The sequence below is a fragment of the Vreelandella lionensis genome, from assembly GCF_002087295.1.
GTDB lineage: Bacteria > Pseudomonadota > Gammaproteobacteria > Pseudomonadales > Halomonadaceae > Vreelandella > Vreelandella lionensis.
Genome location: NZ_MWVI01000050.1, coordinates 174675 through 190830 on the forward strand (window position 1 = coordinate 174675; position 16156 = coordinate 190830).

The window sequence follows — 16156 nt, forward strand, 5'->3', positions numbered from 1 at the left end:
CATGCAGACGCACTTTACCGATGCCGACCGCCAAAAACCGCATATTCAGGAAGCCGAGCGCATTCTGCGTACCTGTGTGCACTGCGGCTTTTGTAACGCCACCTGCCCCACTTACCAGTTGCTGGGCGATGAGCGAGACGGGCCACGCGGGCGCATCTACTTGATGAAAGAGCTGCTGGAGAGCCGCGATGACGATGACCAAGTCACCGAAGAGACTCGCCTGCCCTTAGACCGCTGCCTGAGCTGCCGTAACTGTGAAACCACCTGCCCCTCCGGCGTGGAGTATCACAAGCTGTTAGATATTGGCCGCGCGGAAATCGACCGCCGCGTGCCGCGCCCAGCGGCAGAACGCGCTCAGCGCTATGCGCTGCGCAAAATGCTGGTCAACCCGAAACGCGTCAAAGCGCTGCTGACTGGGGGGCAAACCTTCAAGCCTCTAGTGCCCGGCAAACTGCGTAGCAAAATGCCGCCCGCACCGGTCGATGCAGGCCAGCGACCCGACAGCCAGCGCCATGCCCGTAAGGTATTAATCCTGGAAGGCTGCGTGCAGCCGGGCCTGTCGCCCAACACCAACGCAGCCACGGCTCGCCTGCTCGACCGCTTGGGCATCAGTGTTACGCCAATCAGTGAAGCCGGCTGCTGTGGTGCTATCGACTTCCACCTCAACGCCCAAGAAGCTGGCCGCGAGCGGATGCGTGCCAATATTGATGCCTGGTGGCCGCAAATTGAGCAGGGTGTGGAAGCCATGGTCCAAACGGCCAGCGGCTGCGGCGCGTTCGTCAAAGAGTATGGTGATATGCTCAAGGACGACCCTGCCTACGCTGACAAGGCCAAAAAAGTTAGCGAGCTGGCGAAGGATATCGTCGAAATACTGCGCGACGAGCCGCTGGAAGCACTTCAGCTTAAAGAGCACCAGCGCTTAGCGTTCCACTGCCCCTGCACACTGCAGCACGCTCAGAAACTCAACGGCGCCGTGGAAGGCGTGCTTAGCAAACTCGGCTTTGCACTAACGCCCGTGAAAGATGGCCACCTGTGCTGCGGCTCAGCGGGCACCTACTCGGTCACACAGCCAGAGCTCGCCACTCAGCTGCGCGATAACAAGCTGAATGCGCTGGAAGCAGGCAACCCTGAGGTGATTGTGACCGCCAACATCGGCTGTCAAACGCACCTGGCCAGTGCCAACCGCACGCCGGTACGCCACTGGGTAGAAGTCGTGGACGCTGCCCTGGTATAACCCTGAACACTCGCTGCGCTTTTCACAACGCATTAACTGTCGGGCGCAGCGCTTTAATCCCTATGATAAAAAGGAACCTTTGATGCAAACCAAAGCTGTTTTAGGCCAAGCCGACGTTATCCAAGTCCTCGACGCTGCACAGAAAGAAGCTGACAACAACAGCTGGCCGGTCACCATTGCCGTCACCGACGATGGCGGCCACCTGCTGGCACTGCGCCGTTTAGACGGTGCTGCCCCGTTCAGCGCCGATGTTGCTACCCAAAAAGCGCGTAGCGCGGCCCTGGGTCGTAAAGAGACCCAAGTGTTTGAAGAGATGATTAACGGTGGCCGTACGGCGTTTGTCTCTGCACCGCTACAGGGTCTGCTGTCTGGCGGCGTGCCGATCATCGTGGATGGTCAAGTCGTCGGCGCTGTTGGCATCTCTGGCGTTAAGCCAGATCAAGACGTGGAAATTGCCAAAGCAGGCGTCAGCGCAATCGCCTAACGCTTACCTAGTCAGTAACAAAAGCAAGTAACAGAAGTAAGTAACAGCAGCGTGTAGCTCATTGACTGCACGCTGCTTTTTAGCATGTTATGTACACGCAATAAAAAAGCCCGAATCATAGATTCGGGCTTTTTTGGAATTTTTTCGGCTTTATCTTAATGACTACCGACAGGTGCTTAATGGCGGACCGGACGAGACTCGAACTCGCGACCCTCCGGCATGACAGGCCGGCATTCTAACCGACTGAACTACCGGTCCAAAGATGCATCACGGACTGCGTTACGTTTCCAGGGCACCAAATTAATGGTGGGTGGTACTGGGTTCGAACCAGTGACCCCCAGCTTGCAAGGCTGGTGCTCTCCCAACTGAGCTAACCACCCGGGGTATTGAAAGCTTATCGCTTATCAATAGAACTACTTATTAAGTTATCGTGGCGGACCGGACGAGACTCGAACTCGCGACCCTCCGGCATGACAGGCCGGCATTCTAACCGACTGAACTACCGGTCCAAAGAAAGACACACTTACCATTTAAACTATTTATTAAAGCGGTTCAGAGGCGCTAAAACATTCACTTAAATGGTGGGTGGTACTGGGGTCGAACCAGTGACCCCCAGCTTGCAAGGCTGGTGCTCTCCCAACTGAGCTAACCACCCGGGGGTCACGTGGCGCTGCATTCTACAGAAGCCTCTTGGAATGTCAACACGTTGTGTTTAAATTTTTGATTTAAACCAGCGTGCTGCACGTTCTCGCGGCAACCGCTAACTGAGCGCGGACGAAGGATGCCGCAACTATGGCTGCTTCGTCAATCAAAACTTGCTGATTTACTCCAGAACTTCGTCGTGGCTTAAAATCATGGTCGCCATCGGTTAGGCCAATGAATGTGTAGAGAGTCAGGTAAAGCGTAGTGGGCCACCTCATCACGAGAGCCAAACGGATCACGCTCACCTTGCCGAATCAGCATAGGCATAGAAATGTCAGGAAAATGATCGGTGCGAAGGGAGTCGGGCTTTTTGGGTGGGTGAAACGGATAGCCTGCCGCAATGACACCTGCACAGCGATGCTGGCTGGCAAAGAGCGATGCCACACGCCCGCCCATGGATTTACCCCCAACCCACAAAGGCGAACCACTGCATGACGCCAGCAGGTCATACCAAGCGGCAAAGTGTTCCAGCGTTTTCTTGACGGGAGGCGGAGGCCGGCGCTTTGCTTCCTCGCTCATCTGCTGCATATAGGGGAAAGCGATCGCCCACACTTGTAGCCTCTCGCTGGCCAGCATCGCGGCAAATTGCCGCATAAACTCGGATAGGTGGCCTGCCCCGGCGCCATGGGCTAGCAGAATTCGCCCCAGTTCGGGGATGCCGGAGACGCTCACCGGGCCACCCCCCTCCACGAGAAACCGCTGAACAGCGGGGCTGGCGGGGCGTTCACCCAACGCCCCTGGGGGGGTGACCCCAAACCCAAGATTAGCGTAATAGGACACTCAACCCTCCTAATAATTCAGCGTTACATCCATTGGCGTGTTCAGCTTAGGGCGCGGCTGCGATAGAATCTAGGCCGGATCTTGACCTGCATCATCAAGCGGGTTGCCGCACGCGTGCAAAATGCCACGGGTTAACCCCCTAACCGCGTTCGATGGGACCATGAAATGAGCACAGCATTGGAACACCCGACCTACAATTACAAGGTGGTTCGGCAGTTCGCGATTATGACCGTTGTGTGGGGCATCGTAGGTATGACGCTTGGCGTTATCCTTGCCTCCCAACTGGTCTGGCCGCAGCTGAACCTCGGCCTACCTTGGACTAGCTTCGGGCGCCTGCGTCCGTTACATACTAACGCCGTTATCTTCGCCTTCGGTGGCTCAGCGCTTTTTGCGACGTCCTACTACGTCGTACAGCGGACCTGTCAGACACGGCTGTTCTCTGACAAGCTCGCAGGTTCACCTTTTGGGGGTGGCAAGCGGTCATCCTGTCTGCAGTAGTAACGTTGCCGCTGGGCTACACCACTACTAAAGAGTACGCAGAACTTGAGTGGCCGATCAATATACTGCTGGCGGTAGTATGGATCAGCTATGCGATCGTTTTCTTAATGACGATTAAGAAACGCACCACGTCGCACATTTATGTGGCGAACTGGTTCTTTGCTGCGTGTATTCTGACCGTTGGCGTTCTGCCCATTGTTAATAACGCCGCAATTCCCGTCACGCCTATGTACTCCACCTCGATTTACGCAGGTGCTGTCGACGCCATGGTGCAGTGGTGGTATGGCCATAACGCGGTCGGCTTCTTCTTGACCGCAGGTTTCTTGGGCATGATGTACTACTTCGTACCGAAGCAGGCAGAGCGTCCGATCTACTCCTCCCGTCTGTCTATCGTCCACTTCTGGGCGTTGATCATGATCTACATGTGGGCAGGTCCTCACCACCTGCACTACACCGCGTTGCCGAACTGGGCTCAGTCATTGGGTATGATTATGTCGATCATTCTGCTGGCACCTTCCTGGGGTGGCATGATCAACGGCATGATGACCCTGTCAGGCGCTTGGCATAAGCTGCGCACCGACCCAACGCTGCGCTTCCTGGTAGTAGCTCTGTCGTTCTACGGCATGCCGACCTTTGAAGGCCCGTTGATGGCGATCAAGACCGTCAACGCGCTGTCGCACTACACCGACTGGACCATTGGGCACGTACACGCTGGCGCACTTGGCCGGGTAGCCATATCACCATCGGCTCTATGTACCACCTGATCCCGCGTGTTTTTGGCCGTACCGAAATGTACTCCGTTAACCTGATTGCTGTTCACTTCTGGCTGGCAACAATCGGCACCGTACTGTACATCGCTGCGATGTGGGTCAACGGCATCATGCAAGGCCTGATGTGGCGTGCAATCAACGCTGACGGCACGCTGAGGTACACCTTCGGGGAGTCTGTTGAAGCCAGCGGCCCCGGCTACATTGTCCGTATGATTGGCGGCCTTTTCTGGGTAACCGGCATGCTGATTATGGCGTTCAACGTGTACATGACCGTGAAGCGTCGCGAAGCCATCGGCCTCACTGCGCCGCAAGCCGCTTAAACCGGGGAAGCTAAGACCAATGAAACACGAGATTGATTAAAAGAACGTTGGCCTACTCGCCGTGTTGATCCTGGTTGTGATCAGCTTCGGTGGCTTGGCCGAAGTGGTACCGCTGTTCTTTCAAAAGCAGACTACCGAACCAGTTGAGGGGCTACGCCCCTTAACCGCCCTGGAGCTTGAAGGGCGTGATATTTACCGTCGTGAAGGCTGTGTAGGCTGCCACTCCCAGATGGTGCGCCCCTTCCGCGCAGAAACCGAGCGCTACGGCCACTACAACGTAGCGGGCGAGCAGGTGTATGAGCACAACTTCTTGTGGGCTCCAAGCGTACCGGGCCTGACTTGGCGCGTGTTGGTGGTCGTTACAGCGACGACTGGCCCCGTGCACCCCTGTACAATCCGCGCGACGTAGTGCCAGAGTCGATCATGCCAGCCTACCCCTGGCTGTTTGAGAACACCCTCGACGGCGAAGCCACACCGGATAAAATGCGTACCCTGCGTCAGCTAGGCGTGCCCTATACCGATGAAGATATCGACACTGCTACCGCTGATGTACGCGGCACCCAGGAAATCACCGCCCTAGTGGCCTACTTGCAGCAGCTAGGAACCGTGCTCGAGGGCACACGTTAAGTTATGGATACGGGAACTTTCCGCGGCCTTATCACGCTGATTTTGATCTTCGCTTTTATAGGCATCTTTTTTTGGGCCTACTCCAAGCGTCGCAAACCAGACTTTGACGAAGCGGCTAACCTGCCCTTCGCCGATGAAGAAGATAAGCAACCGCCCCGTGACAAGCATGTTTCGACAGAACACGAAGCGGATTCCCGCCACGACAGGGGAGATAAGAATAGATGAATAATTTATGGGGTGACTCCCTATCCAGCTTCTGGAGCGCCTGGATTATTGTCGTCACGCTGGGCACGATCGCTCTGAGCGTTTGGATTTTGTTAGCCAACCGCCGGACCGACAAAACCCCAGATGCTGATGGCAATATCGAAACCACTGGCCACGCGGCTGACGGCATTGAAGAGTATGACAACCCACTTCCGCAGTGGTGGTTTAAGCTCTTTATCCTGACCGTCGTATTTGCCCTTGGCTATCTGGTGCTCTACCCAGGCCTGGGTAACTACGCAGGCATACTGGGCTGGTCCCAGGAGAGCCAGTGGGAAGAGGAAGTGGCCGACGCCGAAGATCGCTTTACGCCGATTTTTGCTCAGTATCAGGAAGTACCGATTCCTGACTTGGCGCAGGACCCGGAAGCCATGCAAGTGGCTGAACGTATCTTCCTGAACAACTGTGCCGTGTGTCATGGCTCTAATGCCCAGGGTGGTTACGGCTTCCCGAACCTGACCGACGACGACTGGCTCTACGGCGGTGAACCGGAAAATATTCTGACCACTCTGAACAACGGTCGTAACGGTTTGATGCCGTCTTGGCAGCAGCTCTGTGATAACAACATCGAGGATCTGACCCAGTATGTCCTGTCGCTGTCCGGTGAAGAGCATGATGCAGAGCGTGCCGCCAGCGGTGAAAGCACCTTCCTGGCAGCGTGTGCGGCGTGTCACACCCCCAGCGGAACAGGCAATATCGCACTTGGTGCGCCTAACCTGACCGACGACGTATGGCTCTACCTAGCACCCGGCCAGGGCGTTGACGACTCCATCCGCCAAACGCTGCGTAACGGTCGTAATGGCCACATGCCTGCCCAGGCAGCCTACATTGGTGAAGAGCGTGTTCACCTCGTAGCGGCCTACGTTTACAGCCTACGTTTCAACGACTAATCCCGTTGGTAGGCGTGTAACACCAAGGTGTATGAAGGGGTGCGGTTACATACCGCACCCTTTCTACATCTAGTGGCCGCTCAGCCATCCGCCTATCCGTTACACTATTGTTTAGCAATTTGTGTTTAGCGACTCGGCATATAGCGACGAGATCTAGGTCGCAGGGTTAACGTTACGCTAGCCATGCTGCCGCCCACTCCTGCCTATTGAGCTGCGATCACCGCCATGGAAAAAATACCTAGCCACGATATTACGCCGCCAACCGTGGGCATCACACGCCTGGTGAAACAACTACTCAAGAGATGTATGCCAAACGGCGACACATCTATGTACGAGAAATCAAAGGGCTGTTTCAAAAGGTACGGCGCAGCGCTAACTGGGCGCTGATGATGGGGTTCTTTCTGCTGCCCTGGTTAAACTGGGGCGACCGCCCTGCGGTGTGGTTTGACTTACCGGGCCGAGAATTTCATATCTTTGCCGCCACGTTTTACCCTCAAGAGTTTGTTCTTCTGTCGTGGCTGCTGATTATTTGCGCCTTTGGGCTATTTTTTATTACCGTTTTTGCGGGGCGGGTATGGTGCGGCTACACCTGTCCGCAAAGTGTTTGGACATTTCTCTTTATCTGGCTTGAACACCGGATCGAAGGCTCGCGCAACCAGCGCATAAAGCTAGACAACCAACCGATGAATGCCAATAAAGCCTGGCGTAAGGGCGCGAAGCATACCGCTTGGCTGCTGATCGCTCTGGCAACCGGTGTGACGTTTGTAGGCTACTTTACGCCGATTCGTGAACTTGTCATGGAGCTTCCCACTCTAGAAGCCCACGGCTGGTCCTATTTTTGGGTTGGGTTCTTTTTAGTCTTTACCTACCTCAACGCAGGCTGGCTGCGGGAGCAGGTATGTATTTATATGTGCCCCTACGCCCGCTTCCAGTCGGTCATGTTTGATCGCGATACGCTGATCGTCTCTTACGACGAAGCGCGAGGCGAGCCACGTGGTAGACGTAAGAAATCACTTAGCCATACGCAAGCGCGAGAAGCGGGTTTGGGAGACTGTATCGACTGCGAACTCTGTGTGCAGGTCTGCCCCACCGGCATTGATATACGCGACGGCCTGCAATACGAGTGCATCACATGCGCCGCTTGCATCGATGCCTGCGACAGCGTGATGGATAAAATGGGCTACCCCAGAGGACTTATTCGCTACACCACTGAAAACGCGCTGGAAGGCAAGAAAAGTCATATTCTTCGCCCGCGCTTGATTGGCTATTTCGTTGCTTTGATGGTGATGATGGCGACTTTTGCCTGGGCAGTTAATGACCGTACACCGATGAGCTTTGACGCTGAGCGCGAGCGTACTCAGCTCTACCAAATGACCCGTGACGGGCAGATCAGCAACGTCTACAGCCTGACTGTGCGCAACCTGGACTCCCAAGATCACACCTATGATATTAGCGCTGCAGGCTTACCTAATCTGCAGTTGGATAACACCTCGCTGCGTGTACCTGCGGGTGAATCACGCATTCAGGTGATTACCGTACTGGCCGACCCAGCGTCGTTAAGCGAGCCCAGCCACGCTATTACGTTTACGCTGCAGGCGCAGCAAGATGAGCAAATTCGCCAGACCCGCGAAGCGCGGTTCTTGAGCGACATTAGGAGATAAATGCGTCATGTCAGACACCTCGATTCCGCCCTGGTACAAACAGTTTTGGCCGTGGTTTTTACTAGGGCTGCTGTTTTCGTCCATCCTATTTAGTACTGGCTTCGCCATCATGTCGATCAAGAGCTACGACGGCATGGTGGTCCAGGAGGATTACTACGAGCACGGTAAAGCTATTAACATGGTGCTGGCGAAGCAGGAGCGCGCGCGCGAACTCAATTTGAGCGCCGACCTGCGCATCGACCCACTGACTAGCGATATTGTGATCGACCTTGCTGGCGATGCTCGTCCGGATAAACTCTATTTGGACCTCATCTTCCCCACCGAAGATGACCGTGATCAATCCTTCGTACTAGAACACGTGCGCGAAGGCCGCTATATCACTCAGGGGCCGGATAATTTGCGCTACCGCTGGTACCTACAGATTCAGCCCGTGCAAGGCGATGACGCCGAGTGGCGCCTGATCGGCGAAGCCCGCTTTCCCAATGCAGCGAGCGTTGCCCTTCTGCCCGGAGGGCGGTCAGAGAGCGAATGAGCACTAAAGCGCTAAGCTGCTACCACTGCGGAAGCCCGGTGCCCGACGGGGCACCGTGGCGTATCGCCATTGATGACACGTCCCACTCTTTATGCTGCCCCGGCTGCGAAGCCGGGGCCCACGCCATTGTCGACGGCGGATTAGAGAGCTACTACCGCTACCGTACCGAACTGCCCGAGCGCCCCGATGAGCGTCAAGCTGCAAAAGCGGATACTTGGTCGGTATTTGACGACCCTGGCCTACAGTCGCAGTTTGTTCATCCGGATGGCGATGAGGGCCACGTTAGGGCAATGCTTGCCGTAGAAGGGATTACCTGTGCCGCCTGCGCCTGGCTTAGCGAGCACCGATTGAACGCGCTTGAAGGCGTTGTCTCCAGCGCGGTGAATCTGACCCATCACCGCCTGCGGGTTTCCTGGGACCCAAACGTAGTAAAGCTATCGCAGCTATTCGCTGAACTTGCCGCGATTGGTTACGATGCTCAGCCCTATGAACCCGACCAAGCCCAGACGCGGCTGCAGCATGAAGAGCGCATGAATGTGCGCCGCTTAATAGTGGCGGCGGTCGGGGTGATGCAGGTGGTGATGTTCTCCATCCCCATTTATGTGTCGGGGCCTGGGGAACTCAGTGAAGACTTCTTTGCGCTGTTTCATTGGCTCTCGTTCGCTCTGGCAACGCCGGTGGTGTTCTTTTCAGCGCAGCCATTCTTCCGTAACGCCCTGCGCGACCTAAAAACGGGCGTGCTAGGCATGGATGTTCCCGTCTCACTGGCGATTGGTGGGGCTTATCTCGCCAGTAGCTACGCGGTGCTGTTTAACGTGGGAGAGGTCTATTTTGACTCCGTCGCCATGTTCACCTTCTTCCTACTGTTTGGCCGCTACGTGGAAGGGCGCGCTAGGCGACGCAGCGGCCATAGCGGCAATGCGCTTAGTGGCGTGCTACCGGTGTCTGCTACACGGCTGGAAGCTGACGGCAGCGAACGCATTCTGCCCGCTAGCGAGCTTGCCCCAGGCGACCGCGTACTTATCAAGCCCGGCCATGGCGTCCCCGCAGACGGTATTATCGAAGATGGCGAGTCTAGCCTGGACGAGTCGATGCTGACCGGCGAGTACCTGCCCGTCACCCGCCGAGTGGGCGAACAGGTGGTAGGTGGCAGGCCAAAACATGGAAAACTCACTCACGGTCCGGGTTACTCATGCAGGCAACAATGCACGCGTGGCGGGCATTGTGGATTTAACCGACCGCGCCTTTGCTAGCCGCCCGCGCTTGGAGCAAATGGCGGCGCGCATGGCCCACCTGTTTGTACTGCGCCTGCTGGTGGTCACCGCTTGCGTGACCGTGGCGTGGTGGTTTATCGACCCTTCCCGCATGCTTTGGGTGCTGCTCTCCGTTCTAGTGGTGACCTGCCCCTGTGCGCTGGCACTCGCCACCCCAACGGCACTGACAGCAGGGCGTGGGCAACTGCGCCAGCGTGGCGTGCTAATCACCCGCGCCGATGCCATCGAATCGCTTTCTAATGTCACGCGGGTGATTTTTGACAAAACCGGCACGCTCACCCGTGGCGAGATGCAGCTCACCCAAACCTGCCCGTTAAACGAGCAAAGTAGCGAACAGCTACGGGCCATTGCCGCCGCGCTGGAAGCCCACTCCGAGCATCCCATTGCCCGCGCGTTTCGCCCGTTCCGCGACGCCACACTGCAGGCGCGTCAGGTGAAAAGCGTCACCGGCAGCGGGCTAGAGGGGCGTGCTTAACGGCGCAACGTGGCGCTTGGGCAAGCCCAATTTTGCAACGACCGAGCCACTCACGCCGCCCAGCGCCGGGCAGTGGCTGCTGCTGAGTGAAGATAGCGCCCCGCGGGCTGGTTTAAGCTCCACGACGGTATCCGTGAAGATGCTGCGCAAACCGTAGCCGCCCTGCAGGCCAGAGGGCTTAACGTTGAGTTACTGTCAGGCGATACGCAGGAAGCCGTAGAGAGCTTAGCCGAGCAGCTCAACATCACCACCTGGCACGCGGGCAAATCACCAGAGGGCAAGCTGGAGCGGCTGCGTGAGCTGCAGGCGCAGGGCGAACGTGTGGTCATGATTGGCGACGGCATTAACGATGTACCGGTGCTCGCCGGTGCCGATGTGGCCATTGCCATGAATGGCGCCACCGACTTGGCACGCACTCGGGCCGATGCGGTCTTGCTCAGCCCACGCTTAATGCGTATTTTCGAGGCCATCGAGATTGCCAGCGCCACTCGGCGCATCATGCGCCAAAATATGATTTGGTCGGTTTGCTATAACTTCTCTGCGCTTCCCCTGGCCGCTATGGGGCTGGTACCGCCCTGGCTGGCCGCCATTGGTATGTCGTTAAGCTCATTGGTCGTCGTGGGTAATGCGCTACGCCTCACGCGCTGGCGCACCTCACCTGCACCCCAGGTAGCCCCAGCCACACCGGTGACCGTATGACGATTCTCTATCTACTGATTCCGCTGTCGCTGATTCTGTTGGGGCTGGCAGTGTGGGCGTTCTTCTGGGCCGTGAAGAATGACCAGTTCGACGCCTTAGAAGGCCCCGCTCACCGCATCCTGTTCGATGATGATGAGAACGACTTCACCCCCGAGCAGCGCGCCGAACGCAAAAAAGCCGCGAAGCCACCCCGCGATCCGCGAGCCACCGCCATGAACCCTACCGGACTTGACCTGCCGCCGTTGATGGCGGCGTTTGTGTTTGGCCTGATGGGCGGTGCTCACTGCATTGGCATGTGCGGCGGCATCATGAGCGCCCTGACCTTCGCCGTGCCGCCCAGCATGCGCCACCCAGCTCGCATGGGGGGATTACTGCTCAGCTATAACACGGGCCGTATCCTGAGCTATATGACGGCAGGAGCCTTGGTGGCCGCGCTCGGCACCTTGGTATCGCTGTCACCTCAGGCGCGTATCGCGCTGCAGGTCGTCGCGGCGGTGATGCTAATCTTGATGGCGCTATACATCCCCAACTGGTGGAAAGGGTTGTTAAAAGTCGAGGCCGTGGGGCGTCGACTATGGCGCGGCATCGAACCTGTTGGGCGGCGCTTGATGCCCGTGGTTCACCTGCCACAAGCCTTTGCGCTAGGTGCCCTGTGGGGCTGGCTGCCTTGCGGGCTGGTGTACTCGATGCTCGCCTGGAGCTTGGCCATTGCCGACCCGCTACAAGGGGCGCTATTGATGGGGGCCTTCGGCCTGGGAACGCTGCCTGCCCTGTTAGCCACGGGTCTGGCCGCCCGCCAGCTCAGCCAGTTAATTCGTCACCCGGCGACCCGTAGCCTTGCCGCGCTGACGATTATCGGTTTTGCCCTGTGGCAGCTTTGGGCGCTGATGCCCCATGCCGGGCATTAAGAGCTTACTTATTAAACTCCTCTAGACAATACTCAATACAAACATCCTATCGCTTGATATAGCTCAACGCTTTCCCTTCTACGCTGACGTAGCATTCCAACACGCATTCGAGCTGCGAAGCTCGTCGCTTATGTTGGTCGGTTCTTGCTTTGCCCTGCTACTTAGGAGCGCTCCTTATGCCCGTTCATGCCACTGCTGCACTCGCTCACCCGATTTCTGCAGCGGTTGAGGCCACCGCCTGGGATGACGCCCTGATACGCCGCTACGACACCAGCGGCCCTCGCTACACCTCCTACCCTACAGCACTCTCGTTTCACGACCAGTTCACCGCTGACGATATGACCCAGGCGCTTGAGCGCAGCAATGCCAGCCAAAAGCCGCTCTCGCTTTATGTTCATGTGCCCTTTTGTCGCAAAATCTGTTTTTACTGCGCGTGCAATAAAATCGCCACGAAAAATACAGCCCTCGCCGAGCCCTACTTGTCTCGGCTGGATCGAGAAATGGTGCTGACCTCCCGGCATCTTGATACAAAGCGGCCAGTGCAGCAGCTGCATTGGGGCGGCGGCACGCCGACTTTCTTAACCCTGGCGCAGATGAGCGATTTAATAGACCGCCTGGATGCACGGTTTGGCTTATCGAGCTCGCCGGACCGCGACTACGCTATTGAAATTGACCCACGCGAAGCGGATGTCTTTACCCTGCGCCACCTGCAGTCGCTGGGCTTTAATCGCTTAAGCCTGGGCGTTCAGGATCTCAACCCACAGGTGCAGGCAGCGATTAATCGCGTGCAGCCACGGGTGCTCACTGAAACCTTGATGGATGAAGCGCACCGGCTTGGTTTTCGCTCGCTCAACCTCGATTTAATTTATGGCCTGCCTTTTCAAACCGAGCAAAGATTCGCTGATACCCTAAGCCAAGTGATTGAACTGAGCCCGGCACGGCTGTCGGTCTTTAACTATGCCCATATGCCAACCCGCTTTGCGCCCCAACGGCGTATTAATGAAGCCGACCTGCCCAGCGCGGATGAAAAACTGGCTATTTTGCGTACCACTATTGAGATGCTGCCCCAAGCAGGCTATGTACATATTGGTATGGATCACTTTGCTCGCCCAGAGGACAGCTTGGCTCAGGCACAGCGCCACGGTACGCTGCAGCGCAACTTCCAGGGCTACTCAAGCCATTCCCAGTGCGACTTGATTGGTTTGGGGGTGTCGGCTATTTCTCGGGTAGACGACGTTTACGCACAAAACCCCACTCAGCTGTCCCACTATGAAGCTGCCTTAGATGAAGGTAGGCGAGCGACCGTAAAAGGGTTACGCTTAAATAAGGATGACCTAATGCGCAGAGAGGTGATTGAGCGCTTAATGTGCGATATGGCCATTCACCTTGAAGCAATAGGCAAGCGTTGGCAGATAAATGCCGCTGACTACTTTTCAACCGCTCTTGAACGGTTGAAAACCGCCGAGCAGGATGGCCTGCTATTGCGCCAAGGCCTCTATTTACAAGCTACGCCCACCGGACGGCTGTTGATTCGGCACTTAGCCATGGCCTTCGATAATCACCTGCAACATCAGGGCAACCAACGCTACTCGAAGATTTTATAAGCGTATTGAGACACCTACCCCCTGCGCCTATGATGGCTAATAAAAAGGGAGCACCACATGTCATATCCTGCCAGCCAACGACGTTCACTGCTGCAAGAGGCGCGCTGCGAAACCTGTAGCCTAAGCTCGCTGTGCCTACCGCTTGCCCTAGAGCTTGAGGATATGAGCCAGTTCGATGCGATTATCCGCCGCCGCTCGCCGTTGAAAAAAGGCGAGCCGCTGTTTCGCCAAGGAGATCCTTTCACCAGCGTTTACGCGGTGCGCTCTGGCAGCTTGAAGCAGGTGACTAGCGAAGGGAATGGTAACGACCAGCTCACCAATTTCTTTCTACCCAGCGAGCTGGTGGGTCTGGATGGGATTGACGAAGAGCACTACCCCGGCACCGTGATTGCCCTGGAAACCACCACGGTATGCGAAATTCCGTTTGACCGTTTGGACTCGCTCTCCGAGGAGCTGCCCGAACTGCGCGGCCAGCTTTACCGCAGCATGAGCAAGGAGCTACGAGACGACCGGCGGATGATGCGTTTACTGTCACGCAAAACTGCCGATCAGCGGCTGGCCAGCTTTTTGATTACACTTTCTGACCGTTTTCGGCGCCGGGGCTACTCCCCCTATAGCTTCCGGCTTTCCATGTCACGGGCAGATATGGGCAACTATCTAGGCCTCGCGGTGGAGACGGTTAGCCGTATTCTTAGCCGCTTTCAGCAGCAAAACGTGGTGGCCGTCTCCGGGCGCGAGGTCAATATTTTGGATATGCAGCGCCTCATCACCCTGGCTGAAGAGGAAGCCCAGGCGGTTAACTCACGTTAAACGCCTGAATGCGCCCTTCCATCAATGCGGCCTGCTTCGCTTCCAGGCCGGCAAAATCAAACAGCTCACGGTCGGCAAGCTGCGAAGGGGCAACGTTGGTCACCGCTTTGAACATACTTTCCAACCGGCCGGGGTGTTTTTTATCCCACTCCGCCAGCATCTCTTTGACAACCTGGCGCTGCATATTGGGCTGAGAGCCGCACAGGTTGCAGGGAATGATCGGAAACTCCATCAGCCTTGAAAACTCCGCAATATCCGCCTCTTTGCAGTAGGCCAGCGGGCGAATCACGATGGTTTTTACCATCATCCGAGAGCAGCTTCGGTGGCATGGCTTTTAAGGTGCCGCCAAAGAACATATTGAGAAACAGCGTCTCCAGGATATCTTCCCGGTGGTGGCCCAAAGCAATTTTGTTGGCCCCAATCTCCTCGGCAAAGCCATACAACGAACCACGCCGCAGCCTTGAGCAAAGCGCGCAGGTAGTTTTACCTTCTGGGGTTTGCTCCTTCACCACCGAGTAGTATCACGCTCAAGAATGTGGTACTCCACACCCTGCTTATCTAAATACTGGGGCAGCACATGCTCTGGAAAACCCGGCTGCTTTTGATCCATATTGACCGCTACCAGGGAAAAATTAGCCGGTGCGTTGCGCTGTAGGTTGCGCAGAATCTCCAGCATCGTATAGCTATCTTTACCACCAGAGAGACACACCATGACTCGGTCACCTTCTTCGATCATGTTGTAATCGATGATGGCGTTCCCCACTTCGCGCCGCAGGCGTTTCTGCAACTTGTTGAATTCACGCTTCTGCTTGGCATCCTGCAGCTCATGCTGCTGGACAAGGGGCTCGTCAGACGCGCTGTCTGACGAAGTGGGGTCAAAGTAGTCAGGTTGTAACATGATCGTCGCACTGCCGATGGGTGAAGGAGCAGCGCATATTCTAACAACACTACGAAGCTCTACCCAATACAAACCCTAGGCGGTTAACGCTATCTCGCGCTGAAGACGCAGATACAGCAACGCGCTGGCGGTGGCTTCGCTGACCACGCCGGGCCAGGTTAACGGGGGTAGTTTCCATCGGGTAAGCGCATCACCAAGGCGGCTGCGGGCTTCGATATGAGGATGCAGCCGCCGTAGCTGACGCCCGTGCAGTTTAGCAATATCCCCCTGCGCGTTAGGCAGCCCGAATCCCAGCACGTTTCGAAACAGCCCATTAAGCGGCTCAATGGTGTTCTCTAATTGCCACCCGACCAGCGGCCGATTGCCAATAAACTCCGCCAGCTCACTCAGACACTCAGCATCGGGAGAACGGGGCGAGTGCGTGGTATGCAACTGATGATGGCGTCGCAGAGTAGCAGGCGCCAGCGCCGGTGACGCGGCTAAGGTGGCCACCCACGTACGGCTGGTGTGCACTTGGCGCGGGCTTAGCACCACCGCCGCCACACTCATTATAGCGGGCTGAACGGCGCTTACCTGGCATGCCATTGCCACGGCCTCTTCCCCCATATAAGGCTGAAACAGCCAGGCATAGGGCGAGTCCGCCCAGCGACGGCGGTCGCTCTCACGCTGAAGCAGAGTGCGCAGTGAACCGCTGAACAGGGTCATATGTCGATCTAACAAGCGCATTCC

The 16156-nt window shown here is 56.7% G+C and carries 11 protein-coding genes, 4 tRNA genes and 5 pseudogenes; 13 read left to right on the plus strand and 7 right to left on the minus strand.

Annotated features, from left to right (window positions below):
- The first annotated feature begins 1 nt into the window (after window position 1).
- On the plus strand, window positions 2-1234 hold the full coding sequence (gene glcF / locus B4967_RS06490; RefSeq protein WP_083024278.1) for a glycolate oxidase subunit GlcF: 1233 nt from the start codon (window positions 2-4) through the stop codon (window positions 1232-1234).
- Window positions 1235-1316: 82 nt separating this feature from the next.
- On the plus strand, window positions 1317-1718 hold the full coding sequence (locus tag B4967_RS06495; protein WP_083024279.1) for a GlcG/HbpS family heme-binding protein: 402 nt from the start codon (window positions 1317-1319) through the stop codon (window positions 1716-1718).
- A 180-nt stretch (window positions 1719-1898) separates the two neighbouring features.
- On the opposite strand, the gene B4967_RS06500 is transcribed toward B4967_RS06495, so the two are convergent.
- The 5 genes from B4967_RS06500 to B4967_RS06520 form a co-directional block, all read right to left on the minus strand.
- Window positions 1899-1976, minus strand: a tRNA-Asp gene (locus B4967_RS06500).
- Window positions 1977-2022: 46 nt separating this feature from the next.
- Window positions 2023-2098, minus strand: a tRNA-Ala gene (locus B4967_RS06505).
- Between the two features lie 51 nt (window positions 2099-2149).
- Window positions 2150-2227, minus strand: a tRNA-Asp gene (locus B4967_RS06510).
- Between the two features lie 70 nt (window positions 2228-2297).
- A tRNA-Ala gene (locus tag B4967_RS06515) sits at window positions 2298-2373 on the minus strand.
- Window positions 2374-2570: 197 nt separating this feature from the next.
- Complete coding sequence (locus tag B4967_RS06520; RefSeq protein WP_340638707.1) at window positions 2571-3200, minus strand: alpha/beta family hydrolase; 630 nt, start codon at window positions 3198-3200, stop codon at window positions 2571-2573.
- 165 nt (window positions 3201-3365) lie between these two features.
- Between B4967_RS06520 and ccoN the strand changes: the two are divergent.
- From ccoN to fnr, 11 genes and pseudogenes are all read left to right on the plus strand, one after another.
- Window positions 3366-4788, plus strand: a pseudogene (gene ccoN, locus B4967_RS06525) (cytochrome-c oxidase, cbb3-type subunit I).
- Window positions 4789-4849: 61 nt separating this feature from the next.
- Window positions 4850-5415: pseudogene (gene ccoO / locus B4967_RS06530) on the plus strand (cytochrome-c oxidase, cbb3-type subunit II).
- A 3-nt stretch (window positions 5416-5418) separates the two neighbouring features.
- The gene (locus B4967_RS06535) at window positions 5419-5640 is read left to right on the plus strand and encodes a cbb3-type cytochrome oxidase subunit 3 (protein WP_083024281.1); all 222 of its coding nucleotides are present in this window, start codon (window positions 5419-5421) and stop codon (window positions 5638-5640) included.
- Complete coding sequence (gene ccoP / locus B4967_RS06540) at window positions 5637-6566, plus strand: cytochrome-c oxidase, cbb3-type subunit III (protein WP_083024283.1); 930 nt, start codon at window positions 5637-5639, stop codon at window positions 6564-6566. The genes B4967_RS06535 and ccoP overlap by 4 nt, the downstream gene beginning before the upstream one ends.
- A 386-nt stretch (window positions 6567-6952) precedes the next feature.
- The gene (gene ccoG / locus B4967_RS06545; RefSeq protein ID WP_243470372.1) at window positions 6953-8227 is read left to right on the plus strand and encodes a cytochrome c oxidase accessory protein CcoG; all 1275 of its coding nucleotides are present in this window, start codon (window positions 6953-6955) and stop codon (window positions 8225-8227) included.
- 7 nt (window positions 8228-8234) lie between these two features.
- Window positions 8235-8759, plus strand: coding sequence for a FixH family protein (locus B4967_RS06550; RefSeq protein ID WP_083024287.1), 525 nt, complete (start codon window positions 8235-8237; stop codon window positions 8757-8759).
- Window positions 8756-11207 (plus strand): annotated as a pseudogene (locus B4967_RS06555) (heavy metal translocating P-type ATPase). The gene B4967_RS06550 and the pseudogene B4967_RS06555 overlap by 4 nt, the downstream one beginning before the upstream one ends.
- Window positions 11204-11284, plus strand: a pseudogene (ccoS, locus tag B4967_RS21240) (cbb3-type cytochrome oxidase assembly protein CcoS); the annotation flags it as partial. The pseudogenes B4967_RS06555 and ccoS, both read left to right, overlap by 4 nt.
- A 135-nt stretch (window positions 11285-11419) precedes the next feature.
- Window positions 11420-12115 carry a sulfite exporter TauE/SafE family protein gene (locus tag B4967_RS06560; RefSeq protein WP_207953593.1) on the plus strand — a complete coding sequence of 232 codons (696 nt, stop codon included), beginning with the start codon at window positions 11420-11422 and terminating at the stop codon, window positions 12113-12115.
- A gap of 176 nt (window positions 12116-12291) precedes the next feature.
- A complete protein-coding gene (gene hemN / locus B4967_RS06565; protein ID WP_083024291.1) occupies window positions 12292-13719 on the plus strand; it encodes an oxygen-independent coproporphyrinogen III oxidase in 1428 nt (475 codons plus the stop codon).
- Between the two features lie 57 nt (window positions 13720-13776).
- Complete coding sequence (fnr, locus tag B4967_RS06570) at window positions 13777-14529, plus strand: fumarate/nitrate reduction transcriptional regulator Fnr (RefSeq protein ID WP_083024293.1); 753 nt, start codon at window positions 13777-13779, stop codon at window positions 14527-14529.
- Here the strand turns inward: fnr and ttcA are convergent.
- Both ttcA and B4967_RS06580 read right to left on the minus strand, forming a co-directional pair.
- Window positions 14516-15427 (minus strand): annotated as a pseudogene (gene ttcA, locus B4967_RS06575) (tRNA 2-thiocytidine(32) synthetase TtcA). The gene fnr and the pseudogene ttcA sit on opposite strands and share 14 nt — an antisense overlap.
- A 75-nt stretch (window positions 15428-15502) precedes the next feature.
- On the minus strand, window positions 15503-16153 hold the full coding sequence (locus B4967_RS06580; RefSeq protein ID WP_083024390.1) for a 3'-5' exonuclease family protein: 651 nt from the start codon (window positions 16151-16153) through the stop codon (window positions 15503-15505).
- Between the last annotated feature and the right edge of the window lie 3 nt (window positions 16154-16156).